Here is a 16,006-nt window from a genome sequence, read left to right on the forward strand (position 1 = left end):
ATTTCCGGTCAGAAGCCCGCTGCGTCGACGACGCCCTCGTCGCAGCCGAACGTCGTTTTTCCCGCGCCCTGGATCAGATCGCCAAGCCCGGTGCTCTTCGCCGACGCCGCCCCGGCGGCTTCCGAAAGCCCGATGGTCAACCCGCTGATCATCTTGACATTGCCGGCCCGACGGCAGCTCATCTTGACGCGTTCGCCGGCACCCGGCCCGAAGCTCTTGTCGAAAGCCGCCTTGATCGCCTCAGCCTTGACCGGCTTGCCGATATTAGCGGCGAAGAGATCGCGCACGGCCGAGGTGTTGAGCGCGCCGACGAGGTGCACGCCGACGCCGAAATAATCCTCGGCGCTCATTTTCGTGCAGGTGCCGTGCTTTACCCATTCATGCCGTTCCAGGCCGGATTGTGTGCCGGGCATCGCCTTTGCCAGCGCCGCCTGCGTCTCGGCCGACAGCGTAACCGCCGGCAGCGTGTCCCACTTGCCGTCCTTGTCGGCCGCTTTCTGCTCGGCGCTCACGTCGCAATAATCCTGCCGCATCGGCCAGAGCCCGTGCAGCGAAAAATTCGTCGCATCGGCGCGCTCGACGGTCTGGCTTGCGCATTCGGCCTTCTTCTGGTTCGTCTGGCAAAAGGCCGGCTGCCAGCTCGCCGAAAGAATAAAACGGGTGCGCCCACTAGCCTCCTGCGCCACGGCGGCGCCAGCAAGAACCATCGATACGGCGAACGTCAAGGTACGCAACTGCATGCTGCTCATTTCAACCCCCAAAAAAGAACAATACAGGAACAAATAAGCACGAAGATCGAAGACCCGCAACCCTGAATCGCAGCAGGAACGCAATTTGTTATCGGATAAACCCGGAACCGATGTTGCTTTTGGGCGGTGATCTGGTCTGTTGCCGCAAGGAGGATCCCGATGTTTTCTGAAACACAAAGGCTCGCTTCGACGGGGGCGTCGCTCGCCTATCACCATGATGAGGCCGTCGGCCCGGCACGCGGCATCCTGTTGATATCGCACGGTCTCGCCGAACATTCGAAACGCTATCGCGCCTTTGCCGAGGCGATGGCGGCGCGCGGCTATCATGTTTATGCCCATGATCATCGCGGCCACGGCGAGACAACGGCGCCCGACGCGCCGGTCGGCCGCTTCGCCCGGCGAGGCGGCGTCGACAGGGTGATCGGCGACGTCCTTGCCATGCGCGCTCACGCGGCCATGCGCCATCCCGGCCTGCCGGTAATCCTCTTCGGCCATTCGATGGGGGGCCTGATCGCCCTTAATGCCGCCGTCACGGCGCCGGCCGATTTTAACGCCGTCGCCGTCTGGAATTCGAATTTCGCCGTCGGCCTTGCCGGCCGCGCCGCCCAGGCGATCCTGCTTGCCGAACGCATGCTGAAGGGCTCCGACGTGCCGAGCGGCCTGTTGCCGAAGCTCACCTTCACCGCCTGGGGGAAATCGATTGCGGGCCGCCGCACCGAGTTCGACTGGCTGTCGCGCCTTCCCGGTGAAGTCGACAAATATGTCGCCGATCCGCTCTGCGGCTTCGACGCCTCGGTCTCGCTCTGGCTCGATCTCTTCGAAATGACGTTTCGCGCCCCGCAGAAGCTCCATCTGGATCGGCTGCTGCGCGACCTGCCGATCCATCTGGTAGGCGGCGGAGAAGACCCGGCGACCGAGCGCGGAAAAGCCGTGCTCTGGCTGTCAAACCATTTGAAAGCCTGCGGCTTCTCTCGTATCAGCACTGAGATATATCAGGACATGCGGCACGAAACGCTGAACGAGATCGGCGCGGATGCTGCAACCGCCGCCTTTGCGGACTGGTGCGACGAGGCCCTCGCCAGATTCCAAACGGCAAGATCCTGAGCCAGAGAGATTCCGTCATGAGCAGCACCTCCGCCCGCCCCGTTTCCTCAGCCTCCGAGGTGACGACAGGGCTCGCGCTGATGTTTCTTTCGGTGATGTTTTCGCCGCTGATCGATATTTTCGCCAAGCTTGCCGTCGTCACCATCCCCTCCGCCGAGGTTACCGCCGGCCGCTTCGTCGTGCAGGCGCTCTGCATGCTGCCGATCGTCATATGGCGGCGCAGCTTTGCCGATTTCTCCTGGCGCCAGAGCCTGTTCCATGCCATCCGCGGCTTGATCATCACCGTCTCGATGATCTCTTTCGTCACCACGCTGAAATACATGGCGGTTGCCGACGCGATTGCGATCTTCTTCGTCGAGCCGATCATGGTGACCATCCTCGGCGGCATCTTCCTGAAGGAGACGATCGGCTGGCGGCGCTATACCGCCTGTGGCGCCGGCTTCTTCGGGGCGATGCTGATCATCCAGCCGAGTTTCCAGGAAGTCGGCTATATCGCCCTCCTGCCCGTCCTCAGTGCGCTTTGCATCGCGATCTTCGTGCTGATGACCCGCGTCCTCTCGCACCGGGAAGATCCCTGGGCGATGCAGTTCCAGATGGGCATCTGGGGCCTCATCTTCTGCGCCGTCCTGCTTTTTATCGGCGATGGAAGCGGCTCTGATCTCTTCGATCCCGTCGTGCCCGAAGGCAGCGCCTGGTTCTACGTCGCCGGTGTCGGCGCCATGGCCGCAATTGCGGGCATCTTCGGCGTCTATGCCTATCGCGCCGCACCCGCCTCGACGCTGGCGCCGCTGCAATATTTTGAAATCGTCTCAGCGACGATCTTCGCCTGGCTGGTTTTCGGCGACTTCCCGGACGCGGTCAAATGGCTCGGCATCGCCATCATCATGGCATCGGGCTTGTACATCCTCTGGCGCGAGCGCCGCTTTGCTTCAAGGCCTGTATCCGATACATCTGAGGCGACGCTGGCGCCGTAAAGACCGACGAGGGAATATGACGCAGACCACGAAAAAGCCGCCGCTTGCAGGCATCCGGGTGATCGAGCTTGCCCGCGTGCTGGCCGGCCCCTGGGCCGGCCAGATGCTTGCCGATCTCGGCGCCGACGTCATCAAGGTAGAAAACCCCGACGGCGGCGACGATACCCGCCAATGGGGGCCGCCCTTCGTCGAAGGCGCGGACGGCGAAAATCTCTCGGCCGCCTACTACCACGCCACCAATCGCGGCAAACGCTCCGTCACCGCCGATCTGAAGAGCGCCGAAGGTCAGGATTTCGTCCGCCGCCTGGTTGCGTCAGCCGATGTGGTGATCGAGAACTTCAAGCTCGGCGGTCTCGTCAAATACGGGCTCGATTACGACAGCCTGCGCAAGGTCAACCCGAAGCTCGTTTATTGCTCGATCACCGGCTTCGGCCAGACCGGCCCCTATGCCAGCCTCGCCGGCTATGATTACATCGTCCAGGGCATGTCCGGCTTCATGTCGATCACCGGCGAGCCGGACGGCCAGCCGATGAAGGCCGGCGTTGCCATCGCCGATCTCTTCACCGGCATCTATGCCGTCTCGGCGATCGAGGCCGCCCTCATCCACGCGCTCAAGTCGGGCGAAGGCCAGCTCGTCGACATGGCCCTGCTCGACGTGCAATCGGCCGTTCTCGCCAATCAGAACATGAACTACTTGGTTTCCGGGGCCGCCCCCACCCGCCTCGGCAATGCCCATCCGAATATCTCGCCCTATGAGGTCGTGCCAGCGGCGGACGGTTTTCTCATTCTTGCCATCGGCAATGACGGCCAGTTCCGCCGCCTCTGCGCCATCCTCGGCCTGGATGCCATCGCCGGCGACGGGCGTTACGCCACCAACAAGGCCCGCGTCGCCAATCGCGGCGAAGTCCGCCGTCTCGTCTCCACCGAGACACTAAAATGGCGCAAGGCGGATTTGTTGAAGGCCTGCGAGGAGAATGGAGTTCCCGCCGGCCCGATCAACACGATCGAGGAAATGTTTGCCGATCCGCAGGTAGAAGCCCGCGGCCTGCGCATCGATCTTGCCGATCGCGCCGGTACCGTCATCCCCGGAGTCAGGACGCCGGTAGTGCTGTCGGAAACGCCGCTGCACTATAGCAGGCCGAGCCCGCGTCTCGGCGAACACACCGAAGAGATTCTGGCGGAACTCGCCGAGCGCGAGAGGAAGGCATCGTCATGAAGAAGGCAGCATTGTCATGAAGAAGACTGGCGGGGAACTAATCGTCGAGGCGCTGAAGGCGAACGGCGTCAAGCGTCTGTCCTGCGTGCCCGGCGAGAGCTTCCTTGCCGTTCTCGATGCGCTACGCGACAGCGACATCGATGTGATCGTCTGCCGCCAGGAAGGCGGCGCGGCGATGATGGCCGATTGCTGGGGCCGGCTGACCGGCGAACCCGGCATCTGCATGGTCACCCGCGGCCCCGGCGCCACCAACGCGTCTGCCGGTCTGCATATATCAAAGCAGGATTCGATCCCGATGATCCTCTTCATCGGCCAGGTGCAGCGTGAAGCACGCGAGCGTGAGGCTTTCCAGGAGGTCGAATTCCGCCGCGCCTTCACCGAATTCGCCAAATGGGTGGGCGAGATCGACGATGCCGCCCGCATTCCCGAGTTCGTCACCCGCGCCTTTGCGATCGCAACCTCCGGCCGCCCCGGCCCCGTGGTGCTGACGCTGCCGGAGGATATGCTGCGCGACGAAGTCGAAGCGCCCCGCGCCAAGCGTTATGTCAGCGTCGAGGCCCATCCCGGCCGCCGCCAGATCGACGATCTCTATCTGAGACTGCTCAAAGCCGAGCGGCCGATGGTGATCCTCGGCGGCACGCGCTGGGATGCCGATGCCGTCGCCGATTTTGCAATCTTCGCCGAACGGTTCCAATTGCCGGTCGGCTGTTCCTTCCGCCGGCAGATGCTGTTCGATCATCTCCACCCCTCCTATGCCGGCGATGTCGGCATAGGCATCAATCCGGCGCTGGCAAAGGAGATCAAGGAGAGCGACCTGCTGATCCTGCTCGGCGCCCGCATGTCGGAAATGCCGTCTTCGTCCTATACGCTGATCGATATCCCCTACCCCCAGCAATCGCTGATTCACGTCTATCCCGATGCGTCCGAACTGGGCCGCATCTACCGCCCGGATCTCCCCATCTGCGCCGCACCTGCCGATTTCGTCGCGGCCCTTGCCGATCTGGAAGCGCCGGCCGAGCCGCATTGGGCGGAGCGCACGCAGCGCATGCACCAGGCCTATCTCACCTGGTCGAAACCGCCGGCGACAGGTCCGGGCGCCGTCCATATGGGGCCGATCATGGAGTGGCTGGAAGCCAATACCGGGCCGGAGACGATCTTCACCAACGGCGCCGGCAACTACGCCACGTGGCTGCACCGCTTCCATCGTTTCCGCCGCTTCAACACCCAGGCCGCGCCCACCTCAGGCTCGATGGGTTACGGCCTGCCCGCCGCCGTCGCCGCCAAGCGGCTCTTTCCAGAGCGCGAGGTCATCTGCTTTGCCGGCGACGGCTGTTTCCTGATGCACGGCCAGGAGTTCGCCACTGCCATCCGCTACGGCCTGCCGATCATATCGGTCGTGGTCAACAACGGCATCTACGGCACGATCCGCATGCATCAGGAGCGCGAATATCCCGGCCGCGTCAGCAGCACCGACCTGACCAACCCCGACTTCGCAGCCCTTGCCCGCGCCTATGGCGGCCATGGCGAAAGGGTGGAAAGCACCGAGCAATTCGCCGCGGCCTTCGAGCGGGCGCGCGAAAGCGGCAAGCCGGCAATCATCGAAGTTAAACTCGATCCCGAGGCGATCACGCCGACACGCACGCTCTCGGAAATTGCGCAAACAAAAAGCCGGTAAGTCCGTGAGCTCACGCACCTACCGGCCTTGATGCAGTGCTGCGGCGACGATCAGTCGATCGCGGCCGTGACGATGAACTCGACCTTGTATTTCGGCGCTGCGAGCTTGGCTTCGCTGGTGGCGCGGGCCGGCGGATTGGCCGGATCGATCCAGGCTTCCCAGGCGGCGTTCATCTCGGCGAAATAGGCAATGTCGGAGAGATAGACGATCGTCTGCAGGATCTTCGACTTGTTGCTGCCTGATGCAGTCAGCAGGCGGTCGACTTCGGCAAGCGAGGACTTGCACTGATCGGTGACGCTTTCGCCCTCGCCGACCTGGCCTGCGAGATAAACCGTGTTGCCGTGAATGACGGCGCCGCTCATGCGTGCGCCGACGTCGATACGCTTAATGCTCATCATAGTCTCCTGAGTGAATGGGAAGGTGGCGGCGGCGCTGCGGTGCAGCGCCGGAAAATCGGCAGCCGGAATGGGGGCCTAGCTGCGGATATGGTGGGTCTTCTGGTAGATCGCCGTCGAGCGGGCGCCGGAGCGGCAATAGCCGAGCATCGGTCGCGGGAACTCGTCGAGCGCGTCGACCATGCCCTGGACCGCTTCCTCGGTCACGCCCATCGGCCCGACGGGCACATGGGTGATCTCCAGACCGAGTTCCTTGGCACGTGCCTCGATAACGGAAAACGACGTCTGATCGGGGCTCTCATGGTCGGGGCGGTGGCAGACGATCGATTTGAACCCAAGCGCCTTGATATCGTCGAGGTCCTCGGGCGTGATCTGACCCGAAACCGAATATTCATCGTCGATCTGGCGAATATCCATCGTCCTGTCTCCTCAAAAATGGTGGGCTGAAGGTCTACGACGCAGCTTGGCAAGCGTCAACAACACTTCGCTCACAGGAAGGCAAAGCTCAGCCCATAGCTGCGGCTATCGCCGGGCGCCAGCATGTGGAACTCGCCGGCTGCCTCAAGCTCGTCACGCAATACCCAGCGATGCGAGACCGGCTCGATGCCGATGATATGGGCCGGCGCCTTCTGGTTTCGCCACACCTGCAGATAAGGCAGCGTGTCGGCGCGGAAACGCACGCGAAGCGTCCTGCCGCCGATCGCGGCGATGGGCCCTAGGCGAACTTCGGCAAAGCCCTGCTCCGTTGCCGGCGCCGGCACGCAGAAGATGCCGCCCGGCTCCTCGCCGAATGTCCAGGGGAAACCGCCATTCTCCAGCATCCCGCCCTCGATCCGCGTGCCCTCGTCCAGCCATTTACCGCCGGTGTTCATGTGATACATCAGGAAGGTCGGCACCGTCCGATCGCTGGTGTTGATGACCCGGTCCTCGAGCCGGACCTCACCGGTCGCCCCATCGATCCGCCACAGCCGCTCGATGCGCTGCGGCAGTCCTTCGACGGTGGTGATGTCGATATCGGCCCGGCATTCGGCATTGCCGTTCTCCAGTTTCGTCCACAGCACCTTGGCCGCATGGCCGGAGGCCGATCCGTGCAGCGGATAGACCTTGCCCTCGGCGCTACCGGCGATCGGCTGGCGGTGGCGGATATGGTCCGGCCCGCAGGTGAACAGGAAGCCTTCGAGCGAGTGATCGATTCGGGGATCGCCGTCGTCGGGAATGGCGCGCTTCGGCGCGATGTCGACGCCTTCGACGATGCATCCGCCGATATCCAGCACCGATGCTTCATCGAGCATCAGGCGCGGCCCGCTTGCAGCGGCAAATTCGATCATTGCAGTCTCCTCAGGGGCTTATCGGCCGAGTAGCGTTAGATTTTGCGCCGTCTTTCGTCAATCGAACCCTTTTCCTCTCTTGCGCTTTTGCCGCAACCATGGATTTTGCGGAACTGACGCGGAGACGCAAACGTTTATGAGTAAAAGGAAATCTTAGTGATTTTCATATTTTGTTCAGCACGGTTTCATAAATTCCACACTAGCGTCAAAATTCGCAGGTGTGTGTCGGCCTAGTCACTGTTCGAGGTGTGAGACGTGAATCGTTTTTTAAAGTCGGCATTTTCGCTTGCGGCCGTGCTGGCAGCCATTGCCGTTGCAGCACCGGAGGCCGGCGCGCAGCAGTTCCGTGACCGCCGCCAGAGCGATGTCGTACTCGTCACCCCGAGCGGCGAAATCCTCGACTATGTCCCGCGCGGCTATATCTACGCCCGCGACCGCAGCGGCAACCGCGTGCTGATCGACGACTACGGCAATGTCGTCGCCACCGAGATGCGCGCCCGCGGCTACTATCCGCCGCGGCCCGGCCCGCGCGACGTCTATGCCGACCAGAACGGCAACGATCCCTATTACGCCGACGATGGCGACGCACGTTACTCCGAGCGCGGTGCGGTCACCGGCGGCATCCCGCGCGATGCGGCGATCGAACGCCAGCCGCTCGGCGAACAGCCCTATCCCCAGGACAACAGCATCGGCAATCCGCAGTCCGGCGACGATTATGCCTCGATCGATCCCGACCAGCAGATTCCGCCCGCCGACGCGCCCAAGGCCGCGCCGGACGAACCCGTCATCACGCTGAAGAATAAGTCGAAGCCGGAGATCGTCGCGCTGCAGGTCTTCCTCGACCGCGCCGGCATCTCGCCCGGTGTCATCGACGGCCATATGGGCTCGAACGTCACCAAATCGGTCTATGCCTATGACCAGATGACCGGCTCCAAACTCGACCCGAACGACACCGACGCCATTCTGGAAGAGTTGCGCATGAACGGCGGCCTGCCGGTCGTCAGCTACACGATCACGCCGGCCGATGCCGCCGGCCCCTATGTCGCAGAGATCCCGGAAGACTATTCGCATAAGGCGCTGCTGCCGTCGCTTGCCTATACATCGACCACCGAAATGCTGGCCGAGCGCTTCCACATGGACGAGGCCTTCCTCAAGGAGATGAACCCCGGCGCTGATTTCAGCGTCGCCGGCACCGTCATCAAGGTCGTCAATCCGGGTGAGCCGAAGAGCGGCGAAGTTGCCCGTATCATCGCCGACAAGGGCCGCAAGCAGGTCTTTGCCTATGATAGCGCCGGCAATCTCATTGCCGCCTATCCAGCATCGATCGGCTCCACCGACACACCCTCCCCGTCGGGCATCGTGACGGTCGAGCGCGTCGCCTTCAATCCCGGTTACACCTATAATCCGAAGATCAATTTCCAGCAGGGCGCCAACGACAAGATCCTCAACATTCCGCCCGGCCCGAACGGCCCGGTCGGTACCGTCTGGATGGCGCTCTCCAAGCCGACCTACGGCATCCACGGCACGCCCGAGCCTTCCAAGATCGGCCGCACCCAGAGCCACGGCTGCATTCGCCTGACCAATTGGGACGCAACCGAGCTTGCCAAGATGGTCAAGCCGGGAGTGACGGTCGAATTCGTCGATTGAAGCCAGCGTGATAACGACACGGAAAAGGCCGCCGGATCGCTCCGGCGGCCTTTTCGGTTTATACGGGGGATGTTCAGGCCGCCGTTGCCATACGGAGCGACACCGTCAGCCGGGCGGGCAGCTTGCTCATGATCTCCTCGGCAAAACAGGTGGCGTTTTCACGCGCCTTGTCGAGATTGCTGACGCGGGCGGGATCGAGCGTGTGCAACGTGCCGCCACAGTCGAAGATGTCTCGGAAGGCGGAGCGTTCGATGATCGCCGTGTCCAGCACCGGCACATGCCGCTCGCTGAGCAGCGATTTGACGAGTTGCAGCGCCCGGGTCGTGACCATCGAGTTGACGCGGGTCAGCACCACTGAATGACCGATCTTGATACCCGCCTTTTCGTCCAGATACTGCAGCAGTTCGAGCACCTGCGCGCCGCCGCGCGCATCCATCGCACAGCCCTGGATCGGGATCAGCACATGGTCGGAAAGACCGACGGCGGTGGCAAGCAGCGGATTGCGCGCACCCGGCAGGTCGACGATGAAATAGTCGGTATTGTGCTTGTTCTCACTGATATGCAGCGGCAGCGAGGCGGTGGTGACGAAATCGATCACCGAAATATTGGGCACATGACCAGATATCTCGTGCCAGCGCGAAATCCAGTGCTGCGGATCGGCGTCGAGAATGGTGACGCGAAAACCCTTGCGGGCAAGCTCGGTGGCGAGCAGGAGAACAGCGGTCGTCTTGCCGGCGCCGCCCTTGGTATTTGCGAATGTGATGACAGGCATGTTCAGTCCTCGGAAGGAAATGGTGCGAGCCGGAATCGCTCTTTTACGCACCATCGGAGCATCGTGCGGTTAATCCATCCTTTCTAATCATGGTTAACAAATTCCAAACACGCGCGCCGAAATTGCAGCCGGTATTTTTCACATCCCTAAAATTGGGGATGTCGCTAGAATGAAAAAAGCCCGGAAAGCAAGGCTTTCCGGGCCGGTCTGCAGGTCCGATCTTATGATCTCAGAAGCAATCGCTGAAAAGCGCCTTGGTATTCTCGAGCGTCATGGCAACCGGGTTGCCGCCCGCGCTCGGATCTTCGATCGCCATGGCCGACAATTCGTCGATGCGGTCGGCAGCGATTCCCATCGCCGTCAGCGTCTCCGGCACGCCGAGGTCGGACCGGAGCTTCAATACATAGTCGTAGAAGCCGTCGAAACCGCCCGAAATACCGAGATAGGCGGCGGCGCGGCTGATCTTTTCCTCGATCGCCGTGCGGTTGAAGCGCAGCACCGCCGGCATGACAACTGCGTTGGTCATGCCGTGATGGGTGTTGTAGACGGCGCCGATCGGGTGCGACAGCGCGTGAATGGCGCCGAGCCCCTTCTGGAAGGCGACAGCACCCATGGCGGCAGCGGACATCATGTTGGCGCGTGCTTCAAGATCGGTGCCTTCCCGATAGGCGCGCGGCAGGAATTCCTTGACGAGCCGCATGCCTTCGAGCGCGATGCCGGCCGACATCGGGTGATAGAAAGGCGAGGAATAGGCCTCCAGGCAATGGGCAAAGGCATCCATGCCGGTGCCGGCCGTGATGATCTTCGGCATGCCGACGGTCAGTTCCGGATCGGAGATGACGACACCAGGCAAGAACTTCGGATGGAAGATGATCTTCTTCACATGCGTTTGCGAATTGGTGATGACGCTGGCGCGGCCGACTTCCGAGCCGGTACCCGCTGTCGTCGGCACGGCGACGATCGGGGCAATGCCTTCGAGGCTTGCCCGCGTCCACCAGTCGCCGATATCCTCGAAATCCCAGACAGGCCGGGTCTGACCTGCCATGAAGGCGACGCACTTGCCGAGATCGAGGCCCGAGCCGCCGCCGAAGGCGACGACGCCGTCATGGCCGCCATCCTTGAAAGCCTCGACGCCGGCCTCGAGGTTCTTCTCGTTCGGGTTCGGATCGACGTCGGCAAAGATCGCCCGGCCAAGGCCTGCATCTTCGAGAATGTCGAGCGCGTTCTTGGTGATCGCCATCGAGGCGAGGCCGCGGTCGGTGACCAGCAGCGGCTTTTTGATGCCGAGGCTCTTGCAGGCGTCTGCCAGTTCCTTGATCCGGCCCCGGCCGAGCTTGACCGATGTCGGATAGCTCCAGTTTGCGGTGATGTTGCTGCTCATACTGTGACTTTCTTCAGGTGGAAGGATTTCGGGCGCGTCAGATTCTGGAAGCCGATGATCGACAGCGAGCCGCCGCGGCCCGTCTCCTTGACGCCGGTCCAGCAGAGCGCCGGGTCGAGATAATCGGCGCGGTTCATGAAAACGGTGCCGGTTTCGATCTCGCGGCCGAGCCGCCCTGCCCGTTCGGCATCCTTGGTCCAGAGCGAGGCCGTTAGCCCGTACTGGCTGTCGTTCATCAAGGCGAGCGCCTCTTCGTCGCTCTTCACCTTCATGATGCCGACCGCCGGACCGAAGGTCTCCTCGCGCATGAAGGCCATGGAATGGTCGACATCGACGAGAACCTGCGGTGCGAGATAAGCGCCGCCGTCGTCCTGAGGGAAAAGCTTGGGATCGACAAGCGCCTTGGCGCCCTTGGAGACCGCATCGGCAATCTGCTCGCGCACCACCTTGGCGAAGCGCTTGTTCGCCATTGGTCCGAGCGAAGTCTCGGGATCGAGCGGATTGCCGAGCTTGTAATTCGACACCCAGGCGACCGACTTTTCGACGAAGGCGTCGTAGAGGGATTCGTGCACATAGATGCGCTCGATGCCGCAGCAGCACTGGCCGGAATTGTAGGTCGCGCCGTCCATCAGCGTATCGACGGCCGCCTCAAGATCGGCGTCTTCCATGACGTAACCCGGATCCTTGCCGCCGAGTTCGAGGCCGAGGCCGGTGAAGGTGCCGGCGGCGGCCCGCTCCATCGAGCGCCCGCCTTCGACCGATCCGGTAAAGTTGACGAAATTGAAGCTGCCGGCAGCAATCAGCGCCGAGGTCGTCTGATGATCGAGGAAGACATTCTGGAACACGTCCTCGGGAATGCCCGCCTCCACGAAGGCCTGCACCAGCCGCTCGCCGACGAGCAGCGTCTGCGAGGCATGTTTCAGAACGACGGTATTGCCCGCCATCAGCGCCGGCGCAATCGTGTTGATTGCGGTCATATAGGGATAGTTCCAGGGTGCCACGACGAAGACGACGCCATGCGCTTCGCGCTCGATGCGGCGTTCAAAACGATCGCTCTCCTCGATGACAACAGGCGCCAGCGCATCGGCAGCGATCGAGGCGACATAGTTGGAGCGCTCGTTGAAACCCTTGTATTCGCCGCCATACTTGACCGGCCGGCCCATCTGCCAGGCAAGCTCCGGCACGACGACGTCGGACATCTCGTTCAGCCGCGCAGCACCCTTCAGCACCAGTTGCACGCGCTCTTCGAGCGGCCGTTTCGCCCAGGCCTTCTGCGCCTTGCGGGCCCGCGCCACAACATCCTTGGCGGCATCGAGAGAAAGTGCGGCGCGTTCGGCATAGACCGACCCGTCAACCGGTGAAATGCATTGGATCATCGTCATGATCGATTTCCGTCCTCGTATTGATCAAAATTTCGGCGAGGGCATGAGCCCCTCATCCGCCTGCCGGCACCTTCGCCCCGTAAGCGGGGCGAAGGGGGATAGCCGCAGCGTCTCCGTCCCATCTACCTCTCGTATGGCAAGTCCCCTCTCCCCGTAAAACGGGGAGAGGGTTAGGGTGAGGGGCAAACAACCCGCAATCCCTACTAGGCTCTTTCGAAACCGCGCGCCACTTCCCAATCGGTGATGCGGCGGTCGTATTCTTCCTGCTCCCATTCGGCAGCACGGGTATAGTGGTCGATCACATCATCGCCGAAGGCTTTGCGCAGCATTGCCGATTCCGTCATTGCGGTCGTGGCGGCGCGGAGCGTGCGCGGGATTTCTCGAATATCCTTGCCGCCATAGGCGTCGCCGACGAAAGGAGCCTCGAGCTCGAGCCTGTTCTCGATCCCGTCGATACCGGCCGCAAGCAGCGCGGCAAAGGCGAGATAGGGATTGAGATCGGAGCCGCCGACGCGGCACTCGATGCGGATACCCTTGGTCTCTTCGCCGCAGAGGCGATAGCCGGCGGTGCGGTTGTCCTTGCTCCAGATCGCCTTGGTCGGTGCGAAAGTGCCGGCCATGAAGCGCTTGTAGGAATTGATGTAGGGCGCCAGGAAATAGGTGATCTCGCTCGCATGCGCGAGAAGCCCTGCAACATAATTATGCATCAGCGGCGACATGCCGTATTTGCCGGTATGGTCGAAGAACAGCGGCTTTTCCTCAAGGCTCCAGAGCGACTGATGGATATGCGAGGAACTGCCGGCGGCATTGTAATTCCACTTGGCCAGGAAGGTGATCGCCTTGCCTTTCGACCAGGCGATCTCCTTGCAGCCATTCTTGATGATCGCGTGCCGGTCGGCCATGGCGAGCGCATCGGCATAACGCACGTTGATCTCCTCCTGGCCGGCCGAGGCCTCGCCCTTGGAGTTCTCGACCGGAATGCCGGCGCCCTGCAGCCCGGTGCGGATCGCCCGCATCACCTCTTCCTCCTTGGTAGTCTGGAAGATGTGGTAGTCCTCGTTATAGGCGCTGGCGAGCTTGAGGTTGCGGTAGCCAGCCGTATGCGCCGACTCGTAGCTCTGGTCGAACAGGAAGAATTCGAGCTCGGAGGCCATGTAAGCCTTCATGCCCATATCTTCGAGGCGCTTCACCTGCTTCTTCAGGATTGCACGCGGCGAATGGGCGACCTCTTCATGGGTGTGATGGTCGAGCATGTCGCAGAGCACCAGCGCCGTGCCCTCGAGCCAGGGAATGCGGCGCAGCGTCGCCAGATCCGGCTTCATCGTATAGTCGCCGTAACCCTTTTCCCAGCTGGTCGCCTTATAGCCGGAAACCGTCTCCATCTCCATGTCGGTGGCGATCAGATAGTTGCAGCTATGGGTTTCCTTCCAGGCGCTCTCGACGAAATATTCCGCCTGAAAGCGCTTGCCCATCAGACGGCCCTGCATGTCCACCTGGCACGCAAGAACCGTATCGATGCGCCCTTCGGCAACATCCTTCTTGAGATCGTCGAATGTGTAGCTGCTCATGGTTGATCCGCCTGACATTGGAATTGAGATGATCGGGGCAACGAAATCGCATGCGCTCGGCCGATGTGGGCCTGATGCCTTTTCGTTGAACCGGCGATGGGGCCGCAGGAGCGGCCCCGCCATTTGAGAGGGAAGCCTCGATGCTTATTTTTCGCCGCTTTCGCCAACCGCCGCTTCGGCAGCTGCGATTTCGGCCTGGCGCTTTGCCACCTCAGCGCCGATCGGCGGTCCCTTGAAGCGCCGGCTTTCAAAACCGAACCAGACGATTGCGGTCATCAGAAGGAAGCCAACGGTAACGTAAAGGGCAGCACCGTTCGGCGGTTGGATTCCGAGAATGAAGATCAGAACCATCGCGATGATCGACAGCACTGCAAAGAGCTTGAAGAGGCCTTCGCCGAGGTTCCACGGTCCCATCTTGTCCCATTTCGATGTGCCCCAGGCGAAGAGGCCGAGCGTGATCGGGATCGCGAAGGAGAAGAAGAGGAAGATGACCGTGCACGAAACGACGATGGTGTACACCGGCGTGTCGCCAATTTTCATGATATCGAGTGAGGTGAACCAGACGAACAGCACCGAAAGGATCGAGCCGGTCCAGATCGCAGCCACCGGCGTGCGGTACTGCGGGCTGACTTTCGACAGCGCCTTCGATGCCGGTAGGCCGCCGTCACGCGAGAAGGCGAAGATCATGCGGGAAACCGAAGTGACGGTAGCAAGGCCGCACAGCCACTGACTGACGAGGATCGCCAAGTAGAGGATGTCCTTCACGGTCGCGTTGACCTGCGTGTCCATCGCCCAGAAGAACACGTTCCAGCCCTGTTTTGCTGCATCGTCCATATTCGGCAGCATGAGCACGAAAGAGCACAGCATGATGTAGCCGAAGAGTGCCGACCACAGAACTGAGGCGACCATGCCACGCGGCACCGAGTGGGCGGCTTTGACCGTCTCTTCCGACGTATGCGCCGAAGCGTCGTAGCCGGTGATGGTGTAGATCGGCAGCAGCAGACCGAGCAGGAAAACCCAGCTGCCCGACGTCGTCGGCCAGACACTGCCGCCCGCTTCGCCGGAGTAATTGGCGAAGGTGAAGAGCCGGCCGAATTCATATGACGGGGCCGATAACAGGCACACTACGGCAAGCGCGATGGCGGTCGCGAAGATCAGATAACCCGAGAAGTCTGTCAGCTTTGCGGTCAACCCTATCCCCATATGGTTCACGAGCGCCTGTGCGCCGGTGATGATGACGAGGAAGACGATCCGCACCGTGATAGTGTCCGTCAAGCCAAGATAGCCCGTGCCGAACGTACCCATGAAGAAATAATAGGTGCCGACATTGATGGCGCCGAGCACCGTGACGAGACCGAGCAGGTTGAACCAGGCGGTCAGCCAGCCAGTGAAGCGGTTGCCGAGGATCGAACCCCAGTGATAAAGCCCGCCGGCCGTCGGATAGGCGGAGCTGATCTGCGCCATGGCAACGGCGAAGACGAGCGAGATGAAGCAGCCGAGCGGCCAGCCGATGCCGATGGCGGCTCCGCCGGCACCGGAGGTCGCTTGCGCCAGCGAATTGATGCCGCCGGAGAGGATGCAGATGATGGAAAATGAGACGGCGAAGTTCGAGAACGAGCTCATGCGTCGTTCGAGTTCTTGGGCATAACCCATGGAATGCAGGATGTGCACATCCTGCTTCTTGTCCAGTTCGGAATAATCCGACATGACTTCCCCCTGTTCACGATCGGCCGCGGGATTGCGGGCCGGTTCAGTGCCAAATTGCCCGCTGCATTTGCGCCGTGCGGACGTTCGCAGTTAGACTGCTCCCTCGGG

At 61.9% G+C, this 16,006-nt stretch carries 14 protein-coding genes; 5 read left to right on the forward strand and 9 right to left on the reverse strand.

The window, feature by feature from the left end; genetic code table 11:
* Positions 1 to 8: 8 nt before the first annotated feature.
* Positions 9 to 749 carry a ribonuclease T2 family protein gene (locus K6N12_RS19055; protein ID WP_097628224.1) on the reverse strand — a complete coding sequence of 247 codons (741 nt, stop codon included), beginning with the start codon at positions 747 to 749 and terminating at the stop codon, positions 9 to 11.
* A 159-nt stretch (positions 750 to 908) separates the two neighbouring features.
* On the opposite strand from K6N12_RS19055, the gene K6N12_RS19060 reads away from it, so the two are divergent.
* From K6N12_RS19060 to K6N12_RS19075, 4 genes are read left to right on the forward strand one after another with little or no spacing between them, the layout of a single operon-like run.
* Positions 909 to 1,853, forward strand: coding sequence for an alpha/beta fold hydrolase (locus tag K6N12_RS19060; RefSeq protein WP_222148939.1), 945 nt, complete (start codon positions 909 to 911; stop codon positions 1,851 to 1,853).
* A 17-nt stretch (positions 1,854 to 1,870) separates the two neighbouring features.
* Complete coding sequence (locus K6N12_RS19065; protein WP_097628222.1) at positions 1,871 to 2,827, forward strand: DMT family transporter; 957 nt, start codon at positions 1,871 to 1,873, stop codon at positions 2,825 to 2,827.
* Positions 2,828 to 2,843: 16 nt separating this feature from the next.
* Complete coding sequence (gene caiB, locus K6N12_RS19070; protein ID WP_097628221.1) at positions 2,844 to 4,043, forward strand: succinate--glutarate CoA-transferase; 1,200 nt, start codon at positions 2,844 to 2,846, stop codon at positions 4,041 to 4,043.
* Positions 4,044 to 4,059: 16 nt separating this feature from the next.
* The gene (locus tag K6N12_RS19075; RefSeq protein WP_097628220.1) at positions 4,060 to 5,718 is read left to right on the forward strand and encodes a thiamine pyrophosphate-binding protein; all 1,659 of its coding nucleotides are present in this window, start codon (positions 4,060 to 4,062) and stop codon (positions 5,716 to 5,718) included.
* A gap of 50 nt (positions 5,719 to 5,768) precedes the next feature.
* On the opposite strand, the gene K6N12_RS19080 is transcribed toward K6N12_RS19075, so the two are convergent.
* The 3 genes from K6N12_RS19080 to K6N12_RS19090 all read right to left on the reverse strand — a co-directional run bounded on the left by K6N12_RS19080 (position 5,769) and on the right by K6N12_RS19090 (position 7,441).
* Entirely contained in the window at positions 5,769 to 6,113 is a 345-nt protein-coding gene (locus tag K6N12_RS19080) for a RidA family protein (protein WP_097628219.1), read from the reverse strand.
* Positions 6,114 to 6,191: 78 nt separating this feature from the next.
* Complete coding sequence (locus K6N12_RS19085) at positions 6,192 to 6,530, reverse strand: protein tyrosine phosphatase family protein (protein ID WP_097628218.1); 339 nt, start codon at positions 6,528 to 6,530, stop codon at positions 6,192 to 6,194.
* A 71-nt stretch (positions 6,531 to 6,601) separates the two neighbouring features.
* Positions 6,602 to 7,441 (reverse strand): DUF4432 family protein, encoded by an 840-nt coding sequence (locus K6N12_RS19090; RefSeq protein ID WP_097628217.1) that lies wholly within the window; start codon positions 7,439 to 7,441, stop codon positions 6,602 to 6,604.
* A 255-nt stretch (positions 7,442 to 7,696) separates the two neighbouring features.
* On the opposite strand from K6N12_RS19090, the gene K6N12_RS19095 reads away from it, so the two are divergent.
* Entirely contained in the window at positions 7,697 to 9,088 is a 1,392-nt protein-coding gene (locus K6N12_RS19095) for a L,D-transpeptidase (protein WP_097628216.1), read from the forward strand.
* A 73-nt stretch (positions 9,089 to 9,161) separates the two neighbouring features.
* Here K6N12_RS19095 and K6N12_RS19100 read toward each other — a convergent pair whose 3' ends face one another.
* The 5 genes from K6N12_RS19100 to K6N12_RS19120 all read right to left on the reverse strand — a co-directional run bounded on the left by K6N12_RS19100 (position 9,162) and on the right by K6N12_RS19120 (position 15,898).
* Positions 9,162 to 9,860 carry a ParA family protein gene (locus K6N12_RS19100; protein ID WP_097628215.1) on the reverse strand — a complete coding sequence of 233 codons (699 nt, stop codon included), beginning with the start codon at positions 9,858 to 9,860 and terminating at the stop codon, positions 9,162 to 9,164.
* A 229-nt stretch (positions 9,861 to 10,089) separates the two neighbouring features.
* Complete coding sequence (locus K6N12_RS19105) at positions 10,090 to 11,241, reverse strand: iron-containing alcohol dehydrogenase (RefSeq protein WP_097628214.1); 1,152 nt, start codon at positions 11,239 to 11,241, stop codon at positions 10,090 to 10,092.
* Positions 11,238 to 12,623: an aldehyde dehydrogenase family protein gene (locus K6N12_RS19110; protein WP_097628213.1), complete on the reverse strand. Its 1,386-nt coding sequence runs from the start codon at positions 12,621 to 12,623 to the stop codon at positions 11,238 to 11,240. Before K6N12_RS19110 ends, K6N12_RS19105 begins: the two co-directional genes overlap by 4 nt.
* A 203-nt stretch (positions 12,624 to 12,826) precedes the next feature.
* On the reverse strand, positions 12,827 to 14,191 hold the full coding sequence (locus tag K6N12_RS19115) for a glutamine synthetase family protein (RefSeq protein WP_097628212.1): 1,365 nt from the start codon (positions 14,189 to 14,191) through the stop codon (positions 12,827 to 12,829).
* 144 nt (positions 14,192 to 14,335) lie between these two features.
* Positions 14,336 to 15,898 (reverse strand): amino acid permease, encoded by a 1,563-nt coding sequence (locus K6N12_RS19120; RefSeq protein WP_097628211.1) that lies wholly within the window; start codon positions 15,896 to 15,898, stop codon positions 14,336 to 14,338.
* Between the last annotated feature and the right edge of the window lie 108 nt (positions 15,899 to 16,006).

Source organism: Rhizobium redzepovicii, assembly GCF_019793435.1.
GTDB classification, from domain to species: domain Bacteria; phylum Pseudomonadota; class Alphaproteobacteria; order Rhizobiales; family Rhizobiaceae; genus Rhizobium; species Rhizobium redzepovicii.

Coding starts and splice junctions, on each gene's coding strand:
- K6N12_RS19090 (WP_097628217.1), bottom strand. CDS start 7,441: ATGATCGAATTTGCCGCTGCAAGCGGGCCGCGCCTGATGCTCGATGAA.
- K6N12_RS19075 (WP_097628220.1), top strand. CDS start 4,060: ATGAAGAAGACTGGCGGGGAACTAATCGTCGAGGCGCTGAAGGCGAAC.
- K6N12_RS19100 (WP_097628215.1), bottom strand. CDS start 9,860: ATGCCTGTCATCACATTCGCAAATACCAAGGGCGGCGCCGGCAAGACG.
- K6N12_RS19110 (WP_097628213.1), bottom strand. CDS start 12,623: ATGACGATGATCCAATGCATTTCACCGGTTGACGGGTCGGTCTATGCC.
- K6N12_RS19060 (WP_222148939.1), top strand. CDS start 909: ATGTTTTCTGAAACACAAAGGCTCGCTTCGACGGGGGCGTCGCTCGCC.
- K6N12_RS19080 (WP_097628219.1), bottom strand. CDS start 6,113: ATGAGCATTAAGCGTATCGACGTCGGCGCACGCATGAGCGGCGCCGTC.
- K6N12_RS19115 (WP_097628212.1), bottom strand. CDS start 14,191: ATGAGCAGCTACACATTCGACGATCTCAAGAAGGATGTTGCCGAAGGG.
- caiB (WP_097628221.1), top strand. CDS start 2,844: ATGACGCAGACCACGAAAAAGCCGCCGCTTGCAGGCATCCGGGTGATC.
- K6N12_RS19065 (WP_097628222.1), top strand. CDS start 1,871: ATGAGCAGCACCTCCGCCCGCCCCGTTTCCTCAGCCTCCGAGGTGACG.
- K6N12_RS19085 (WP_097628218.1), bottom strand. CDS start 6,530: ATGGATATTCGCCAGATCGACGATGAATATTCGGTTTCGGGTCAGATC.
- K6N12_RS19120 (WP_097628211.1), bottom strand. CDS start 15,898: ATGTCGGATTATTCCGAACTGGACAAGAAGCAGGATGTGCACATCCTG.
- K6N12_RS19055 (WP_097628224.1), bottom strand. CDS start 749: ATGAGCAGCATGCAGTTGCGTACCTTGACGTTCGCCGTATCGATGGTT.
- K6N12_RS19105 (WP_097628214.1), bottom strand. CDS start 11,241: ATGAGCAGCAACATCACCGCAAACTGGAGCTATCCGACATCGGTCAAG.